The sequence below is a fragment of the Paraburkholderia nemoris genome, from assembly GCF_905221015.1.
In the GTDB taxonomy this organism is placed as follows: Bacteria; Pseudomonadota; Gammaproteobacteria; order Burkholderiales; family Burkholderiaceae; genus Paraburkholderia; species Paraburkholderia nemoris.
The window spans coordinates 1-13,953 of the sequence record NZ_CAJNBO010000012.1 but is presented as its reverse complement, the minus strand read 5'-3'; the positions used below and the strand labels follow the sequence as shown (position 1 = coordinate 13,953).

General features: G+C 61.1%; 16 protein-coding genes. 6 read left to right on the top strand and 10 right to left on the bottom strand.

What is annotated here, in order from left to right; genetic code table 11:
• Positions 1-21 precede the first annotated feature (21 nt).
• The 4 genes from KHO33_RS19450 to kynB all read right to left on the bottom strand — a co-directional run bounded on the left by KHO33_RS19450 (position 22) and on the right by kynB (position 3,819).
• The gene (locus KHO33_RS19450) at positions 22-507 is read right to left on the bottom strand and encodes a hypothetical protein (RefSeq protein ID WP_200658689.1); all 486 of its coding nucleotides are present in this window, start codon (positions 505-507) and stop codon (positions 22-24) included.
• A gap of 391 nt (positions 508-898) precedes the next feature.
• On the bottom strand, positions 899-1,843 hold the full coding sequence (gene kynA, locus KHO33_RS19445) for a tryptophan 2,3-dioxygenase (RefSeq protein WP_054034341.1): 945 nt from the start codon (positions 1,841-1,843) through the stop codon (positions 899-901).
• Positions 1,844-1,853: 10 nt separating this feature from the next.
• Complete coding sequence (gene kynU / locus KHO33_RS19440) at positions 1,854-3,104, bottom strand: kynureninase (RefSeq protein WP_054034339.1); 1,251 nt, start codon at positions 3,102-3,104, stop codon at positions 1,854-1,856.
• A gap of 76 nt (positions 3,105-3,180) precedes the next feature.
• Positions 3,181-3,819, bottom strand: a complete 639-nt coding sequence (gene kynB, locus KHO33_RS19435; protein ID WP_054034337.1) for an arylformamidase — start codon at positions 3,817-3,819, stop codon at positions 3,181-3,183.
• A 130-nt stretch (positions 3,820-3,949) separates the two neighbouring features.
• On the opposite strand from kynB, the gene KHO33_RS19430 reads away from it, so the two are divergent.
• Positions 3,950-4,459 (top strand): Lrp/AsnC family transcriptional regulator, encoded by a 510-nt coding sequence (locus KHO33_RS19430; RefSeq protein ID WP_054034335.1) that lies wholly within the window; start codon positions 3,950-3,952, stop codon positions 4,457-4,459.
• 88 nt (positions 4,460-4,547) lie between these two features.
• Here KHO33_RS19430 and KHO33_RS19425 read toward each other — a convergent pair whose 3' ends face one another.
• Entirely contained in the window at positions 4,548-5,057 is a 510-nt protein-coding gene (locus KHO33_RS19425; protein WP_054034333.1) for a flavin reductase family protein, read from the bottom strand.
• A 256-nt stretch (positions 5,058-5,313) separates the two neighbouring features.
• On the opposite strand from KHO33_RS19425, the gene msrA reads away from it, so the two are divergent.
• Positions 5,314-5,862 (top strand): peptide-methionine (S)-S-oxide reductase MsrA, encoded by a 549-nt coding sequence (gene msrA / locus KHO33_RS19420; RefSeq protein WP_054034332.1) that lies wholly within the window; start codon positions 5,314-5,316, stop codon positions 5,860-5,862.
• Between the two features lie 137 nt (positions 5,863-5,999).
• Here msrA and KHO33_RS19415 read toward each other — a convergent pair whose 3' ends face one another.
• From KHO33_RS19415 to pdxH, 3 genes are all read right to left on the bottom strand, one after another.
• Entirely contained in the window at positions 6,000-7,361 is a 1,362-nt protein-coding gene (locus KHO33_RS19415; protein ID WP_234476796.1) for a DUF72 domain-containing protein, read from the bottom strand.
• Between the two features lie 103 nt (positions 7,362-7,464).
• Positions 7,465-8,679, bottom strand: coding sequence for an SAM-dependent methyltransferase (locus KHO33_RS19410; RefSeq protein ID WP_054034331.1), 1,215 nt, complete (start codon positions 8,677-8,679; stop codon positions 7,465-7,467).
• A 140-nt stretch (positions 8,680-8,819) separates the two neighbouring features.
• Positions 8,820-9,461: a pyridoxamine 5'-phosphate oxidase gene (pdxH, locus tag KHO33_RS19405; RefSeq protein ID WP_054034330.1), complete on the bottom strand. Its 642-nt coding sequence runs from the start codon at positions 9,459-9,461 to the stop codon at positions 8,820-8,822.
• 246 nt (positions 9,462-9,707) lie between these two features.
• On the opposite strand from pdxH, the gene tcdA reads away from it, so the two are divergent.
• On the top strand, positions 9,708-10,577 hold the full coding sequence (gene tcdA, locus KHO33_RS19400; protein WP_200565134.1) for a tRNA cyclic N6-threonylcarbamoyladenosine(37) synthase TcdA: 870 nt from the start codon (positions 9,708-9,710) through the stop codon (positions 10,575-10,577).
• 12 nt (positions 10,578-10,589) lie between these two features.
• On the opposite strand, the gene trxA is transcribed toward tcdA, so the two are convergent.
• The gene (gene trxA / locus KHO33_RS19395) at positions 10,590-11,438 is read right to left on the bottom strand and encodes a thioredoxin (RefSeq protein WP_200565133.1); all 849 of its coding nucleotides are present in this window, start codon (positions 11,436-11,438) and stop codon (positions 10,590-10,592) included.
• Positions 11,439-11,594: 156 nt separating this feature from the next.
• The gene (locus KHO33_RS19390) at positions 11,595-12,470 is read right to left on the bottom strand and encodes a pirin family protein (protein ID WP_200565132.1); all 876 of its coding nucleotides are present in this window, start codon (positions 12,468-12,470) and stop codon (positions 11,595-11,597) included.
• Positions 12,471-12,645: 175 nt separating this feature from the next.
• On the opposite strand from KHO33_RS19390, the gene vapB reads away from it, so the two are divergent.
• The 3 genes from vapB to KHO33_RS19375 form a co-directional block, all read left to right on the top strand.
• On the top strand, positions 12,646-12,879 hold the full coding sequence (gene vapB, locus KHO33_RS19385; protein ID WP_054034329.1) for a type II toxin-antitoxin system VapB family antitoxin: 234 nt from the start codon (positions 12,646-12,648) through the stop codon (positions 12,877-12,879).
• Positions 12,879-13,280: a type II toxin-antitoxin system VapC family toxin gene (locus KHO33_RS19380; RefSeq protein WP_200565131.1), complete on the top strand. Its 402-nt coding sequence runs from the start codon at positions 12,879-12,881 to the stop codon at positions 13,278-13,280. Before vapB ends, KHO33_RS19380 begins: the two co-directional genes overlap by 1 nt.
• Positions 13,281-13,453: 173 nt before the next feature.
• Positions 13,454-13,953, top strand: a 500-nt coding sequence (locus KHO33_RS19375) for an IS5 family transposase (RefSeq protein ID WP_234480570.1), incomplete at its 3' end; no start/stop codon positions are given.

Sequence of the window (13,953 nt, the reverse complement as noted above, 5' to 3'; positions counted from 1 at the left end):
CATCGTGGCCGCGACTTCACCCTAGTGCTTCACTGTCGTCTGCTGCGCATCAGCCCGCGCACACGCAGCAGTCCTCACGCGCTCCCGCTTACGCGTCACTGCTTTGTCTGTCGTAGCTTCAGCTTCGGCCGCGGCTTCCCCTGCTTCCCGTCCCACCTCCGCAGCATCCGAGAGAAGCTTCGTCGCAAGCTTGGCCGTGATGCGACTATGAGCAACTCCCTTCGCATCGAGCGCGATCACCTGGTACAGGTCACGGTCACATTCAACTTCCTGCTGGTATTGCTCGACGGTATAGAGCAGGTGTTCCAGCAGGTTGCGCTCACTGCGTCTTTCTTCAACCGTCGTAGCTGGGCATCGGGCGATGCTCGCCGCGAGATCGATCAGTGTTCGAAGCTGTCGGATTTGTCGATCGCATGCTCCAAAAGCCGACAGTGCGAGCTTTTCGTACTGGAGCGCATCAACGGGCGGTCGTGATGCCGTTTGAGTCTTCTTAGTGGTTTTGGTCATGGTGCGATTTCCGATGTGTTCCTGAAACGCCCGACACTCTCTAACAGACGGGGTGAGCGGGCACGTAGCGAGTTTGAGAGACCGGGCAACAAAACGAAACCGGCGAGCCTTGCGACCCACTCACCACGGCCCGCCCATAGGAAAGGCGTGCGTGATTGAACACTACCTACTTTCAGAAGTAGTGCGTTTCGTTGCTTCGGGCTCTCACACCCAGCCGTCTTGTCCAACGGCACATGGAAATCTAACCCAACCGTTTTTTAAGACGATCAACCAAGCAGGCTAAACACGCGAATTGTGACCAATCTTTACGTTTGACCTGTGCGCCTACGCTGCACCACGCATCGCGTGAACGTGCTCAATGCATCGAGCATTGACAACGAAACGAAGATGCCTAAAGCATCGTCCTCACATGCCAAAGTTCAGGAAACAAAACCACATCCAGCATCTTCCGGAGATAAGGTGCGCCGCTCGTACCACCCGTGCCTTGCTTGAACCCAATAATCCGCTCAACCGTCGTCACGTGCCTGAACCGCCACTGTCGAAACGCGTCCTCGAGATCGACAAGCTCCTCCGCCATTTCATACAACTCCCAATGCTGCGAAGGATTCCGATAAACCTCCAACCACGCCGCCTCAACCGAAGCATCATGCACAGTAGGCTGCGTCCAATCCCGCTCTAACCTGGAAGGGGAAATCGCAAACCCACGTCGCGCCAGCAGTCGAACAACTTCATCGTAAAACGAAGGCGCTTCCAGCGAAGCCGTCACCTCGGCAAGAACATCCGCCCGATGCGCATGCGGTTTCAGCATCTGCTCATTCTTATTGCCAAGCAAAAACTCAATCTGCCGATACTGATAAGACTGAAACCCGGAAGAGCTACCCAGATAAGGCCGCATTGCCGTGTATTCGGACGGCGTCATCGTCGCGAGAACGCTCCATGCCTGCACGAGCTGCTCCATGATCCGCGACACACGAGCGAGCATCTTGAACGCAGGCGGCAACTCATCGCGATGCACCGCCTTCAATGCCGCGCGCAATTCATACAGCGCGAGCTTCATCCACAACTCACTCGTCTGATGCTGGATGATGAACAGCATCTCGTTGTGATCCGGCGACAAAGGATGCTGCGCATCCAGCACCGTCCCTAGCGAAAGATAATCGCCGTAACTCATCGACTCCGAAAAATCGAGCTGCGCGTCATGCCAGCCGTCGCCGGAATCGGCGGCAGCAGTGGCCGTAGCAGCAGCCGAAGGAGCAGCCCCACTACCATGCCCAAACGGGCACCCTTGCGCCGGTTTCTCTTCCGGCAATCCCGGCGTTTGCATGTGATCGGTCATCGCGCGCTCCTTAGGTCACAGCGCCGCGAGCGGCAAATTCAGGTGCCCGCCAGGTCTCTTGCGTAAGCACCTCGCGCAACGTCTCGACCGCATCCCACACATCGACAAAGCGCGTGTACAGCGGCGTAAAGCCAAACCGCAACACATGCGGCTCGCGATAGTCGCCGATGACGCCGCGTGCGATCAACGCCTGCATCACTTCATAACCATGCGGATGCTCGAAGCTCGCATGCGAACCGCGCTGTGCATGCTCACGCGGCGTTACTAGCTTTAAAGGAAATTCGCTGCAACGCGCTTCGACCAGTTCGATAAACAAATCCGTCAGCGCGAGCGACTTCGCGCGGATCGTCTGCATATCCGTTTGCAGGAACACATCGAGACCGCATTCGACCAGCGACATCGACACCATCGGTTGCGTGCCGCACAGGAAGCGACCGATGCCATCGTCAGGTTGATACGCCGGGTCCATCTTGAACGGCGCACGATGACCCCACCAGCCGGAAAGCGGCTGCGAGAAATCGTTTTGATGCCGCTTCGGCACCCACACGAACGCCGGCGAACCCGGGCCACCATTCAGATACTTATACGTGCAGCCCACCGCGTAGTCAGCCCCAACGCCATTCAGGTCGACCGGCACTGCACCCGCCGAATGCGCGAGGTCCCACAGCGCGAGCGCGCCCTTGTCGTGGATCAAGTTGGTCAGCGCGGCCATGTCGTGCATATAGCCGGTGCGGTAATTCACATGAGTGATCATCGCGATCGCGGTGTCGTCGCCAATCGCGGTGGGCAACTCGGACGGATCGTCAACGAGGCGCAGCTCATAACCGCGGTCGAGCTGTTCGATCAACCCTTGCGCGATATACAGATCGGTCGGGAAATTCGAGCGCTCGGACACGATCACGCGACGCTTCGGATCGCGCGCATTCGCCACCCGCAGGGCAGCCGACAAGAGCTTGAACAGGTTGATCGAAATCGTATCCGTGACAACGACTTCGTTGTCAGCCGCGCCGATCAGCGGCGCGAGTTTGTTGCCAAGACGGCGCGGCAATTCGAACCAGCCGGCGGTGTTCCAACTGCGGATGAGACCTTCACCCCATTCGGCGCCAATCACGGTCTGCGCGCGTTGCGCGGCGGCGGCCGGCGGCACGCCGAGCGAGTTGCCGTCGAGATAGATGGTCGTCGTCGACAGCGCGAACTGGTCGCGCAGCGTTGCGAGCGGGTCGGCGCTATCCAGCGCCAATGCTTCTTCACGAGTGTTCATGATGGTCCAGTCAGTCAGATCGGGGAATTCGGTGGAGGCGATGAGTGCGGCGATTCAGGTTGCAGAGCGTCGACGATCAGCAAGATTCGGGCAGCGCGCGCAATACGGCGCGCACAGGGCTCGCATCGAGCGTGGTCAGCTTCAGCGGCAGCGCGATCAGTTCGTAGTCGCCGGGTGCGACGGCATCCAGCACGATGCCTTCGAGAATCGCCATGCGATGCGCGCGAATGCGATGGTGCGCGTCCATCGTCTTCGATTCCTGCGGATCGAGCGACGGCGTATCGATGCCGATCAGCTTCACCCCTTTCGCTGCCAGCAGGTCGATGGTCTCCGGCGCAACCGCGCAGAACGCGCTATCCCAAACCGTAGTCGGCGCGTTTTTGTAAGTGCGTAGTAAGACTCGCGGCGGCAGGTCGTCGAGCGAGCCGCTCAGGTGTTGTGGCGTCACAACAGGCGAAGCGCCGATGCAATGAATTACGCGGCAGCGTCCAAGGTACGCATCGAGCGCAACCTGGCCGATCGCCGCGCCTTCGGCGTCGTAGTGGAGCGGGGCGTCGGTGTGGGCGCCGGTATGCGGCGACAAGGTCAGCCGCGCGACGTTGACGGGCGAGCCCGCCTCCATGCGCCACACGCGTTCGATGCCGACCGGCGTATCGCCGGGCCAGACGGGCGTCGCGGTATCGACGGCGGGGGTGATGTCCCAGAGTGTGTCCATGTCTCCATCTGCGGATTGTGTCTATCCGGGAATGATAGGTGGCTTGGCGCGAAATGTGATTGCGAAAAAATCTCCTTCTGAGCCGTGTCTTGGAACATAATTTGAGTCAAATGGGAAAGGGAGACCGAATATGAACGCGATCTCGCTCGACGCCACCGATTGCCGTATCTTGACGGTGCTTCAGCAAGAAGGACGGATCAGCAATCTCGACTTGGCGGAGCGCATTTCGCTTTCGCCATCGGCCTGTCTACGACGCCTGCGCCTGCTGGAAGAGCAGGGCGTCATCGAACATTACCGTGCGTGTCTGAACCGCGAAGTGCTGGGTTTCGAACTGGAAGCGTTTGTGCAGGTGTCGATGCGCAACGACCAGGAGAACTGGCACGAGCGTTTTGCGGAGGCGGTGCGGGACTGGCCGGAAGTGGTCGGTGCGTTTGTCGTGACTGGCGAAACCCATTATCTGCTGCGGGTGCTCGCCCACAATCTCAAACACTATTCGGATTTCGTGCTGCAACGCCTCTATAAGGCGCCGGGCGTGATGGATATTCGTTCGAATATCGTGTTGCAGACGCTGAAAGAAGACTCGGGCGTGCCAGTGTCGCTGGTGCCGAAAACTACCGGACATAGCGCGCCGCACAGCTGAGTACGAGTTGCTGGTCGGCTTGCTTCGGTCGGCGTGTAGCCGGTTTTACCCGCTTGCGGGCCGCTGTTAAAAGACAGCGGCGCCGCGTTCAGAGCGGCTTGAGTCCGTGGAATTGACCGCTGTGGAAGACAAGCGGCGCAATCTCCGCGGCACTCTCGTGGACGCCGCAGCGCTCCACTTCGCCGACGAAAATCACGTGGTCGCCTTCTTCGTAGCGGCTGCGGTTATGGCATTCGAACCAGGCGAGCGCACCGTCGAGCACCGGCATGCCGGTGTCGCCTTCGGCGTGCGAGACGCCTTCGAAACGATCGCCCTTCACCGTGGCAAAGCGCTTGCACAGATCAAGCTGTGACGCGGCCAGCACGTTGACCACGTAGTGACTGTTGGCCCGGAACACCGACATCGACGCCGAGCGCGTGGCGAGACTCCACAGCACCAGCGGCGGATTGAGCGACACCGAATTGAATGAGCTGGCCGTGATGCCGATCAATTGGCCGGACGCCGCGCGCGTTGTAATGACGGTGACGCCGGTGGCGAATTGGCTGAGCGCCTGTTTAAAGGCGGGCTGGTCGAAGTTGGGCGGGCTGGCGCGCTTCATCGGGCGGAAGCCTTCGGCGCAAACCGGGCGAACCCCGGACTGAACCCATCGCGCGTGCGGCCGGAAACAAATGATTCAAAAGTCATAGTGAAAATCGTCGATTTGCCCCAATTTTAACTGCAATCGCGGTGGACTGGCCGCGACACCTGCCGGTTAATGGAAAAACCGCTAAGCTGGAAAGTCTTGGTGGTGGCATGAGCGTTGCGGTTAACTGGGACCGGCATCGGCCGACTATGAGTATCAAGGAGCAAGCAGCATGAGTCAGACAGGCGAAGTCGCCACCCTCGGTGGCGGGTGTTTCTGGTGCCTCGAAGCGGTGTATCTGGGCGTCGAAGGCGTGAACTCGGTGGAGTCGGGCTATGCGGGCGGCCAGACCCAGCGGCCGACCTATGAACAGGTGTGCGACGGCGTGACGGGCCACGCGGAAGTCGTGAACGTCGACTTCGATCCGGCGAAGATCAGTTATCGCGAGGTTCTCGATATTTTCTTTGCCATCCACGATCCGACCCAGTTGAACCGGCAGGGCAACGACGTCGGCACGCAGTACCGCTCGGTGATCTTTACCCACTCCGACGCGCAGCGCGAAACAGCGCTGCAGGCGATTCGCGAGATTGGCGAACAGGGTATCTACGACGGCCAGATCGTCACTCAGGTGCTACCGCTCGACGGCAACTACTGGCCGGCCGAGGCGTATCACCAGAACTACTTCGCGCAGCACCCGAATCAGGGGTACTGCTCGTTTGTCGTGGCGCCGAAGGTCGCGAAGTTTCGTCAGAAGTTCGCGCATCGGATCAAGGCGAGCTGAGGCGGCGCGGTGATGGAGAGTTGATGGCGGGACGGGCGCCGGTTCAGGTTTCGACCTGGGCCGCCGCCGCTTAAGTGGCAGCTTGGCAAGCCACGTGACCTCAGACGGCTCGTCACGCTTGGACGTTACGCTGCCGCTCAGCCTTCCTCGTCGCGTTCTTGCTGCCCATTCTCGTTCGAATCCGGCTCCGACTCCGGACGCGTTTGCACAGGGTCATGCCCGTATTCGTGCTCATGAGCCAGCCGCGCATACGCTTCAATAATCTCCCGCGCCAGTTCCACGCAACTCAATGGCGCCGACCCCTCCGCCTTGTTGTTGATCGCGATCACCACCGGCTGGCCGGCTAGCGCATAGCGCGCGGCCAGCTCGGCGAGCGCAGCGCGGGTCGACGGGTCCTGATCGACCAACTGGTTGAACGGTTCGTACTTGGCTTTCGCCTGTTCGTATTTGAAGCCGCCGTGCAAACTCCAGCGCACGATCAGCGGGCCGGCCGGATCGCCGTCCAGCAGTGCGAGCGCCGCCGCCTGGCGCAGCGGATCCGGCATCCGCGCATGAATCCCCACGCAGTACCGCACGCCCGCCGCCTTTAGCGTGCGGATAAAGCGCGGCGTGAGCAAACTCCCATCGCGGATTTCGATCGCATAGCACGTGCCTTCGGGCAGCTTCGGCAACGCCATCAGGAACTCGGCGAGTCGCTCGATGAACACCGCCGGTTGCGCAAGCATCTGGTCGGGTAGCGGCGAGAGCTGGAACACCAGCGCGCCGGCTTTCGCGCCGAGGCCTTCGAGACATGGCGTGACGAATTCGTCGATTGCCATTTGCGCGTTCAGGAAGCACGGATTTAACGAAACCGGCTCGCCGCGTTCGGCGCGCACGGTGGCGTCGGTGATCGTCATCGGCGCTTTGACGATGAAGCGGAAGTGCTCCGGCACTTGCTGCGCGTAGCGCAGGTATTCGGTAACGGTGAGCGCCTGGTAAAACGACCGGTCGATGCTGACTGTCTTTAGCAGCGGATGCGCGCCGTAGGCCGTCAAACCTTCGCGCGAGAGTTTGCTGTTGCTGTACTCGTCGCCGTAGACGATGCCGTTCCAGCCCGGAAACGACCATGTCGACGTACCGAGATGGATCTGCGCCGGCAGTTCGGCGGCGAGCGCCAGGAGTTCAGCCGAGGGCAGAGCGGCGAGCACGTCGCGGGTACGGCGTTTCTTCGGCGTATCCGGGGCAGACGGTGTTGAGCTGGAGTCGGCGTCGGCGATGGGCGCCGGTGGCACGTCATCTTCCTGCCAGAGGGTGGTGGCGCTTTTCTTCGCGCGCGGCTGACGCCGCCGCTCGAGTTGCGCCGTTTCGTCGGCCGTTGCCGGGGTGGCACCGGCAGGCGCCGCCGATGCCGGTACTTGCTCGACCGGCATCCCGAACAGATCGAACTGCGGTGCATCGGCCTGTGCGTCCTGCTCGCCGCTCACCGGCTGTTCAACTTCACTTGTCCCGCTCTGGTCCATCGATGTTCGACCTGCTGTTTAAGGTTTGCGCCGCGTCGGGCCGCCTACGCCATGCACGTAGACCCGGCACGCGGCCACGGCACGTCGCCGTGGCGCAACCGTATCACAGTGATTTGTCGTACATATAGCGACGCGACCACGGCAGGGTTGTCGCGCTGCGGCCGGCTTTGCGGCACACCACCTGGTAGATCGAGACGTCGTCGGTTTCAAACGCGTACGCGCAACCGGCGAGGTACACGCGCCAGATACGGAATTTTTCGTCGTCGACCAGCGTGCGGGCTTCGGCTGCATGCGCCTCGAAGTTTTCCGCCCAGATGTCCAGCGTGTGCGCATAGTGACGGCGCAAGCTTTCGACGTCAACCGCTTCGAGCCCACCGCGCTGCATTGCTTCGAGCGCAAGGCCGATATGCGGCAGCTCGCCGTCCGGGAACACATAGCGGTCGATGAACTCGCCGCCGCCGAGCGCGGTTTCGCCGCTGTCCGAATCGCTCGACGTAATGCCGTGATTCATGGCGACACCGTCGTCGACGAGCAGATCGTGGATCTTCTTGAAGTAGCCCGGCAGATTTTTGCGGCCCACGTGCTCGAACATGCCGACGCTGGTGATGCGATCGAACTGCCCTTCGACGTCGCGGTAATCCTGCAGACGAATCTCGATCTGGTTTTCCAGCCCCGCGGCTTTCACGCGTGCGGTAGCGAGATCGAACTGGTTCTGCGACAGCGTCACACCCACGCACTTCGCGCCGAACTTCTGCGCCGCGCGCAGCACGAGCGCACCCCAGCCGCAGCCGATATCGAGCAGGCGCTGCCCCGGTTGCAACTGGATCTTGGTGAGGATGTGATCGATCTTCTTGATCTGCGCGGTGGCGAGATCTTCGTCGCCATTCTCGAAGTACGCACACGAGTACACCATGTTCTCGTCGAGCCACAGCTTGTAGAACTCGTTCGAGACGTCGTAGTGATACTGAATGGCCTTCTTGTCCGACGACTTCGAGTGCTGGAAGTAGCGCCGCACGCGCGCCAGCTTGCTCGCGCTGGTGACGGTGTTGCGCGCCAGCTGGTAGCTGACGTTGATGATGTCCGACAGCTTGCCTTCGATGTCGATCTTGCCCTTCACGTACGCCTCGCCGAGATTGTCGAGGCTCGGTTCGAGCAGATAGGGCAGCGCCGTCGCGCTTTTGACATGTAGCGTGACCTGAGGCGCGGCGAACTGCCCGAAGTCATGTTGCTGACCGTCCCACAACACAAGGCGTGCTGGCAGGTTAGCCTTGGTTTTTACGTCTTCCACCCACTGCGCCAGCTTTTTCTCCCAGAACATGTGATTTCTCCGTGTCCGTTGAACTAAAGCAAAGCCTGTGTGGATCGCAGCTCACTGCGGTGCAACTCCCATACCGCGAGGCGCAATCCGGCCGTCGCGCGCCGCTGCGTTGGCAACGCGCATACGTGTTGTATTCCGATTCAAGGCGATAGGCGGGAGATTTGCCAGTCGCTGCTTTCGCTTGAACGCGTGAAGAGCAGACGGTCGTGCAGACGCGACGGTCGGCCCTGCCAGAATTCGATTGCTTCGGGTACCAAACGATAACCGCCCCAGTGGGGTGGGCGCGGTGGCTGGTCGCCGTATTGCAGGCTGATTTCGCGTTCACGTGTTTCGAGCTGCGAACGGCTTTCAATTACCTGACTTTGATTGGATGCCCACGCGCCGATGCGTGAACCGAGCGGACGCGACGCGAAATACGTATCGCTTTCTTCCGGGCTGGTTTTGACGATGCGGCCTTCAACGCGCACCTGACGTTCGAGTTCGATCCAGTAGAACAGCAGGCTCGCGTAGGGATTGGCGGCCAGTTCGCGGCCCTTGCGGCTTTCGTAGTTGGTGAAGAACACAAAGCCGCGTTCGTCGACACCTTTGATCAGCACGATGCGCGCCGACGGCCGGCCGCGCGAGTCGACGGTGGCCAGCGTCATCGTATTCGGTTCGGGCAGTTGGGCGTCTACCGCTTGCTGAAACCACGTGTCGAATTGACGAAACGGGTTGCGGTTGATATCGGCAACGTCCAAAGAACCCAGCGAATAGTTTTTTCGAAGTTCGGCGAGTGAGGTCATGTTCTTATGCGAACGCTTCAGTCTAACCAGTATAGCCAGGGCTTAAAGTTTTTGCCCGCGAGCAGATCAAGGCCCGCCGCACTGTGTGGATATGCACGCTACAACGTTAGCGGCCATTCGTGCCTCCAGGTTGGCGTGGCCATCTGGATCGTCGCGATCAGGCAAAATACGGGCTGCGAACGCTTGAGCGTGCCCGAGCGTTTTTTGCCACTTCATGTTTTGCCTGCTTTGAACGAGTCTTCCACCATGTCCAGCCCCACCGCGCAGTCCGATCTTACTACCAGCCTCGACGGGAGTGAAACCGCCGATCGCGCGCGGCGCTTCGGCGGCATTGCCCGCCTGTACGGCGCGCCGGCGCTCGCTGCGTTCGAAGGGGCCCATGTCGCTGTGATCGGCATTGGCGGGGTCGGCTCATGGGTGGCCGAGGCGTTGGCGCGCAGCGCGGTCGGCACGCTGACCTTGATCGATCTCGACAATGTTGCCGAGAGCAACACTAACCGCCAGATCCATGCGCTGGACGGCAACTACGGAAAACCGAAGGTCGAGGCAATGGCCGAACGCATCGCGGCAATCAATCCGTTCTGCGACGTGCGGCTGATTGAAGACTTTGTCGAGCCGGACAATTTCGCGGCGACGCTCGGCGGTGGTTTCGACTACGTGATCGATGCGATCGACAGCGTGCGCACCAAGACCGCGTTGATCGCGTGGTGTGTCGAGAAGAAGCAGCCGTTGATTACGGTGGGCGGCGCGGGCGGCCAACTGGACCCGACGCGTATCCGCATCGACGATCTCGCGCTGACCATCCAAGACCCGTTGTTGTCGAAAGTGCGCGGACAGTTACGCAAACTACATGGTTTTCCGCGTGGCCCGAAGGCGAAGTTCAAGGTGAGCGCGGTGTATTCCGACGAGCCGCTGATCTACCCGGAAGCCGCTGTCTGCGATATCGACGAGGAAGCGGAGCACGTCACGACATCACCGGGGCATACGGGGCCGGTGGGTTTGAACTGTGCGGGATTTGGATCGAGCGTGTGTGTGACGGCGAGCTTCGGTTTTGCTGCGGCCGCGCATGTGTTGCGGGCGTTGGCGGAGCAGGCGCGGCTCGTTCGCCGCACCTGAACACACAGCCAGTTAATACAACAAGGCGCTCAGCTTGCGCCGCCATTGCGACACCAGCTCCGGCTGATGCGCGGCGAGATCGAACACCGACAGCATCGTCTTGCGGCCGATATCGTCGCGGAACGTGCGATCGCGCTGCACGATGGCTAGCAGGTGCTCGAGCGCGCCTTCGTATTTGCGGCGGGCGATGAGCGCGCTAGCCAGATCGAAGCGTGCTTCGAGATCGTCCGGATTTGCTGCGACTTTGGCTTCGAGTGCATCCGTAGGCGGCAGATCAGCCGCCGCGTCCACCGCATCGAGCCGTGTCTTGATCGCGTTGAAGCGGGCGTCGATCCCTTGCGTGGTTTTCGGCGACAGCAGGTCGACTTCATTGCGGGCTTCGTCGATGCGGTTATCTTCGAGCAGCATTTCGATGCGATCCATGCGCGCTTCGTCGAAGCCTGGGTCGTAGGCGAGGGCAGCTTGCAGCGCGTCATACGCATCCTCACGACGGCCTTCGGCCAACGCGGCTTGTGCTTCAAGACGAGCCGCGTCCGCGCCTTGCGGCACGAGGCGCTCGATAAACTCGCGCAACTGGCCTTCCGGCAGCACGCCGACGAATTGATCGACCGGCTGGCCATCGGCAAACGCCATGACGTGCGGAATGCTGCGCACCTGGAAGTGCGCGGCCAACTCCTGATTCTCGTCGACGTTCACCTTCACCAGCTTCCATTTGCCGGCGGCTTCGGCTTCGAGCTTCTCGAGCATCGGGCCGAGCGTCTTGCAGGGGCCGCACCACGGCGCCCAGAAATCGACCAGCACGGGGGCCAGTGTCGACGCCGTGATGACGTCCTGTTCGAAAGTGGCCAGAGTGGTGTCCATTGCGTCCTCGTCGATAAAAACGGTTTGTCGGCTAGATGGGGCCGTATGCCGCGAATTCAATGGTTCAACGCGGCGGATGCAGGCCGCCGCGGCCGCACGTGCTCGCGCAAGCGGCGAGCTTGCCGGCGGCGACCGAATGAGCGCCGCCTTGCTCGCTCATTTTCTTGTCGGCAGCGGAATCCATTCGGTTTCGCCGGGCACCTTGCCCATCTCCTGATTGGTCCATGCCAGCTTCGCGGCTTCGATCTTCTCGCGCGAACTGGCGACGAAATTCCATTCGATAAAGCGCTCGCCATCCAGTTTCTCGCCGCCGAGCAGCATCACGCGCGCGCCGTGGGTGCTGGCCAGCGTGACAGTTTCGTCGAGTGCGAGCACGGCCATCTGGCCGACTTCGAGCGGCGTGCCGTCGATCTCCAGATCGCCGTCCACCAGATAGACACCGCGTTCCTCGTGTTCCGGTTCAAGCGCGAATGCGCCGCCCGGGGCGAACTCAGCGGCCACGTAGAGCGTGCCGGAAAAGGTCGCGACCGGCGAGGTTTCGCCGAACGCCGTGCCCGCGATCACGCGCAGCGTGACGCCGTTGCGCTCGACCACCGGCAGCGTGTCCGCCGCGTGATGCGCGAAGGACGGTTCGATGTCTTCGTCGTCGAGCGGCAGCGCGACCCAGGTCTGGATGCCGTGCATGGCGAGACCGCTCGCGCGGTCTTCGGCCGGCGTGCGCTCGGAATGGACGATGCCGCGCCCGGCAGTCATCCAGTTGACGTCGCCCGGGACGATCTTCTGCTCGGAGCCGAGGCTGTCGCGATGCATGATCGCGCCTTCGAACAGATACGTGACGGTGGCGAGGCCGATATGTGGGTGCGGGCGCACGTCCAGCCCAACGCCGGGGTCGAGCGTGGCGGGGCCCATGTGGTCGAAAAAGATGAACGGGCCGATCAGGCGCGCCGCCATGGCCGGCAGCACACGCCGCACGGTGAGGCTGCCGACGTCGCGCAGATGTGGTTTGAGAACTGCTTTGATCGAGGAAGACATGGGCAGGCTCGGCTGGAAGGGTGGGTTGGATTTTGTTTAATGGATGATTCTACTGCGGTTGAGGCTGCGGCCGCATTCTGCGCCGCCAATGTACACACATGTATTTACATTGGCGGCGCGGAGAACTATAGTATTAGCTCGTACATACAGCGTACATCCGCAGCAGGAGTTCAGCATGCTCACCAAAGTCTTTCGCAACGGCAATTCGCAAGCGGTGCGTATTCCAGCCGAATTGGCCTTCGACCGGGCCGACGTCGAGGTTGAAATCGAACGGGTCGGCGAAGAATTGCGGATCCGTCCAACCCGGCGTCCGCTGACCGGCGTGCTCAAGAAATTCGCGAAATTTGGGCCCGACTTCATGGCGGAAGGCCGTGGTGATCACGAGCAGGCCGAGCGCGAGGATTTGTAATGCCGCGCTACATGCTCGACACCAATATCTGCGTCTACCTGATGAAGATCCAGCCGGAACAGGTCGCGAAGCGCTTTGCACAATGTCTGGTTGGCGACGTGGTGATGTCGGCCATCACCTTTGCGGAACTCGAATACGGCGTGGCGGTATCGGCGAACCGCGCGCGCGATCGCCGCAGTCTGGCGGCGCTTGCCGAAGACATTCTGGTCATGCCGTTCGACAGCGCTGCAGCAAGCGCGTACGGTCCAATTCGCGAAGCGACGCGCGAGCGTAAGAAGGATCAACTCGACAAGCTGATCGCGGCACATGCCGTGGGGCTTGACGTGGTGCTGGTGACCAACAACGAACGCGACTTCGCCGCCTATCCGGGGTTGCGCGTGGAAAACTGGCTGAACGGCTAACTACGTTTTAACGCACTGCCGAGTGAGGCGGCGTCCGCTAAACTGCCGGATCCAACAACGAAATGGAGACGGGGATGTCGCCTAGCAGGCTGTTGAATTTGGATCCCGTGTAAACGGGGTTTGAGGGACGGGCGTTATGGATATCGTGTTCATGATTTTTGGCAGCGGATGCGATGCGCGGAATGGATGAGATGCAGGAACCCCTGTTCACGACAGTCAAGCTCGAGGACTTCGTCCCGGCGGATCACCCGTTGCGACCGATCCGGTTGCTGGTGAATGATGCGTTGAAACGGCTCAACGGGCTGTTCAACGTCATCTACGCGGACACCGGCCGTGCCTCGATTGCGCCCGAGAAGCTGATGCGGGCGCTGCTGTTGCAGGTGTTCTACTCGGTGCGCAGCGAGCGCATGCTCATGGAGCAGATGCGCTACAACCTGCTGTTCCGCTGGTTTGTCGGGCTGGCGATTGAGGACACCGTGTGGGACCACTCGGTGTTCTCGAAGAACCGTGACCGGCTGCTGGAGCATGAAGTCGTGGAAGCGTTCTTCACTGAAGTCATGAGCCTGGCGGACAAGCGGGGCTTGCTGTCGAGAGACCATTTCTCGGTGGACGGCACGCTGATTCAGGCGTGGGCCAGTCACAAGAGCTTCCGCCGCAAGGACGGCCCGGACGA

Bases quoted from the DNA above. Each gene is read 5' to 3' on its own strand.
- KHO33_RS19450 (WP_200658689.1), bottom strand. From the start codon at position 507: ATGACCAAAACCACTAAGAAGACTCAAACGGCATCACGACCGCCCGTT.
- kynA (WP_054034341.1), bottom strand. From the start codon at position 1,843: ATGACCGATCACATGCAAACGCCGGGATTGCCGGAAGAGAAACCGGCG.
- kynU (WP_054034339.1), bottom strand. From the start codon at position 3,104: ATGAACACTCGTGAAGAAGCATTGGCGCTGGATAGCGCCGACCCGCTC.
- kynB (WP_054034337.1), bottom strand. From the start codon at position 3,819: ATGGACACACTCTGGGACATCACCCCCGCCGTCGATACCGCGACGCCC.
- KHO33_RS19430 (WP_054034335.1), top strand. From the start codon at position 3,950: ATGAACGCGATCTCGCTCGACGCCACCGATTGCCGTATCTTGACGGTG.
- KHO33_RS19425 (WP_054034333.1), bottom strand. From the start codon at position 5,057: ATGAAGCGCGCCAGCCCGCCCAACTTCGACCAGCCCGCCTTTAAACAG.
- msrA (WP_054034332.1), top strand. From the start codon at position 5,314: ATGAGTCAGACAGGCGAAGTCGCCACCCTCGGTGGCGGGTGTTTCTGG.
- KHO33_RS19415 (WP_234476796.1), bottom strand. From the start codon at position 7,361: ATGGACCAGAGCGGGACAAGTGAAGTTGAACAGCCGGTGAGCGGCGAG.
- KHO33_RS19410 (WP_054034331.1), bottom strand. From the start codon at position 8,679: ATGTTCTGGGAGAAAAAGCTGGCGCAGTGGGTGGAAGACGTAAAAACC.
- pdxH (WP_054034330.1), bottom strand. From the start codon at position 9,461: ATGACCTCACTCGCCGAACTTCGAAAAAACTATTCGCTGGGTTCTTTG.
- tcdA (WP_200565134.1), top strand. From the start codon at position 9,708: ATGTCCAGCCCCACCGCGCAGTCCGATCTTACTACCAGCCTCGACGGG.
- trxA (WP_200565133.1), bottom strand. From the start codon at position 11,438: ATGGACACCACTCTGGCCACTTTCGAACAGGACGTCATCACGGCGTCG.
- KHO33_RS19390 (WP_200565132.1), bottom strand. From the start codon at position 12,470: ATGTCTTCCTCGATCAAAGCAGTTCTCAAACCACATCTGCGCGACGTC.
- vapB (WP_054034329.1), top strand. From the start codon at position 12,646: ATGCTCACCAAAGTCTTTCGCAACGGCAATTCGCAAGCGGTGCGTATT.
- KHO33_RS19380 (WP_200565131.1), top strand. From the start codon at position 12,879: ATGCCGCGCTACATGCTCGACACCAATATCTGCGTCTACCTGATGAAG.